The 2,679-nt window shown below is 43.5% G+C and carries 3 protein-coding genes; all 3 read left to right on the forward strand.

The window, feature by feature from the left end; all coding sequences use genetic code 11:
* On the forward strand, positions 1–205 hold a 205-nt coding region (locus LHW48_07840; GenBank protein ID MCB5260366.1), incomplete at its 5' end, for a hypothetical protein.
* 77 nt (positions 206–282) lie between these two features.
* Positions 283–573, forward strand: a complete 291-nt coding sequence (locus LHW48_07845) for a cell filamentation protein Fic (GenBank protein MCB5260367.1) — start codon at positions 283–285, stop codon at positions 571–573.
* 119 nt (positions 574–692) lie between these two features.
* Positions 693–2,519, forward strand: coding sequence for a DUF262 domain-containing protein (locus LHW48_07850; protein MCB5260368.1), 1,827 nt, complete (start codon positions 693–695; stop codon positions 2,517–2,519).
* Positions 2,520–2,679: the final 160 nt, after the last annotated feature.

Consider the following 2,679-nt stretch of genomic DNA (forward strand, 5'->3'; position numbering starts at 1 on the left):
ATTAGAAGACATTAAGGCAGGAGCCCTGATTCAGGGTATTGAACCGGGAGGATTAGTGCGCATAGTCACCAGTGAACCTATTGGTGGAGATGCATACACCGTTTATTACAAGAAAAGCGATGGTTCTCTTCATTATCTCCAGATTTATCGTGGAGATGAAGATATTGATGAGGTGCCATACTACATTCGCAGGCCCTTCACTTAAGAACCTGACCGGGCTGTGACCAGCATCAATCTCGATATCGCCAGTTTACTGAAGAACGCATCAAAAAAGGAGGGATTATGAAGAAGGAACTTAAAACAGCGGAACCAAGATTCCTGATCTACTCCAATCAGGATGGTAGCATACAGATTGAAACCAGACTATTGGACGAGACCCTCTGGCTTAGCCAAAAGCAACTGGCAGGGCTGTTTCAGACTACGGTTGCTAACATCAATATCCATATCCGCAACATCCTCACAGAGGGTGAGCTAGAGGCAGACGCAGTTATTAAGGATTTTTTAATAACTGCCTCCGATGGTAAAAGCTACCATACCATGCACTACAATCTAGATATGGTTATCAGTGTGTGATATTGGATCAAATCCCAGATGCCAACCGAGAACAGGAATGTCTGTTTGAGATCATCCCCGTGGAGAAGTGGAATAATGAAAATGGCCTACTTATATAGATAAATCCAAGGAGTAAACTAATGGAGTCTTTCGATTCAACAAAAACCAGTCTGAGAGAGATATTGAAACAAGTGGATGAAGGCAGGATCCAATTGCCTGATTTTCAACGTGGATGGATCTGGGATGACAACCGGATTAAGGGTCTTATCGCCAGCATCATCAAATCATTTCCGATCGGAGCTATCATGCTGCTGGAAACAGGTAATCCCTCGGTACGGTTCAAACCCAATCCCATAGAAGGTGTTTCAAACTGTGCAATACGTGAGCCGGATCATCTGGTTTTGGATGGGCAACAAAGAATTACTTCGCTTTACCAGACCATAGTTACTAATCAGATTGTCACCACTCGTAACGAAAAGAACTACCAAATCAAGCGCTGGTACTACATCGACATGAAAATGGCTCTTGACCCCAGTATCGACCTTGAGGAAGCCATAATCTCAGTGAATGAAAACAAACAGATCACCGAAAACATAGGCAGGGACGTCAAACTGGATCTATCCCGTCCTGATTATGAATATGAGAACCTGATGTATCCGGTTTGCATGCTTGATGAATACAGTTTTTGGCGTAGTCAATATAACAAGTACTGGAATCACGACCCTCAAAAAAGCGAATTCTGGGATGATTTTGAGCAAAAGATAGTTAACAGCTACGGTAATTATATGCTACCGGTGATCATCATGAAAAAAGAAAACTCGAAAGAAGCGGTATGCCAGGTATTTGAGAAGGTAAACACCGGTGGCGTTGTCTTAACGGTTTTTGAGCTACTGACAGCGACCTACGCTGCAGATGAATTTGACCTAAAGCACCATTGGAAAAGCGCAAAAGAGAGATTCAATACCTATCGGATTCTGGATAAAACCCAAAATACAGATCTAATCCAAGCTGTGACGTTACTATCAAGATACAGAAAGAAAATGATGTCAATAAAGATGAATCCTGATAGTGATGAATCCCCAGCGGTCAGCTGTAAGCGTAAGGATATGCTAAATTTAAGCCTTGAGGACTATCGAAGTAATGCTCAGGACATAGTCAATGCATTTATCAAGGCAGCCCAGATCCTAGCAGAGAATCATATCTACAGTGCCAGGGACCTTCCCTATAACACTCAGCTAATTCCCTTTGCTGCAATTATAGCAGTGTTGGGGAGTGATGTAGATATTGCAGGAAACAAACGGAAACTAATGCGCTGGTTCTGGTGCGGTGTGCTTGGTGAACTCTATGGCTCTGCCAACGAGACACGTTACGCCCTCGATCTACCGCAAGTAGTGGATTGGATATCCCATAATGGCTCTGAGCCCAAAACCATCTATGATGCCAATTTTAACCCTTCTCGTTTATATACTTTGAGGACAAGAAACAGTGCCGCCTATAAGGGAATATATGCTTTGCTACTGGGATCGGGTTTACGAGATTGGCTCTCAAATTCCAAGATCGAGATCCAGAACTATTTCTCTGAGAGGATCGACATTCACCACATTTTTCCGGTAGCCTGGTGCGATAAGCATAAGATTCCCTCAGATGAATATGACTGTATCATAAATAAAACACCGCTTTCCGGGGGCACAAACAGATTCATCAGCGGAGACGCCCCCAGCCGCTATTTGGACAGACTTGAAAGAAAGATCGGTGTAACAGGGCAAGAATTTGATAGAATCCTGCACACACATCTGCTAGATCCTGAATTCATGTATAAGGATGATTTTGGTGGCTTCATGCTTCACAGGAAAGAACTATTGCTCCAACTCATCGAAAACGCCACCGGTAAACCCATTTTACGCGACAATGATATCCGGGAAGAGGGAGTTTACCTAGCAGAAGAGAATGGTGAGAACGAGCAGTAAACAGCACATTTAACGAAAGGAATGGCAATATGGCAAGCTACAAACAAATGACCCAGTACGGTCGTCAAGACTCAATGACTCACTCACTAAGTATCTACCTCTACTACCAAATTTTAGCGATACTTGGGCGCAGAGAAGCACTTTGTGGAAGCCCTGCAGG

It is taken from the genome of Candidatus Cloacimonadota bacterium (assembly GCA_020532355.1).
Lineage (GTDB): Bacteria > Cloacimonadota > Cloacimonadia > Cloacimonadales > Cloacimonadaceae > UBA5456.

Bases quoted from the DNA above. Each gene is read 5' to 3' on its own strand.
- LHW48_07850 (MCB5260368.1), top strand. From the start codon at position 693: ATGGAGTCTTTCGATTCAACAAAAACCAGTCTGAGAGAGATATTGAAA.
- LHW48_07845 (MCB5260367.1), top strand. From the start codon at position 283: ATGAAGAAGGAACTTAAAACAGCGGAACCAAGATTCCTGATCTACTCC.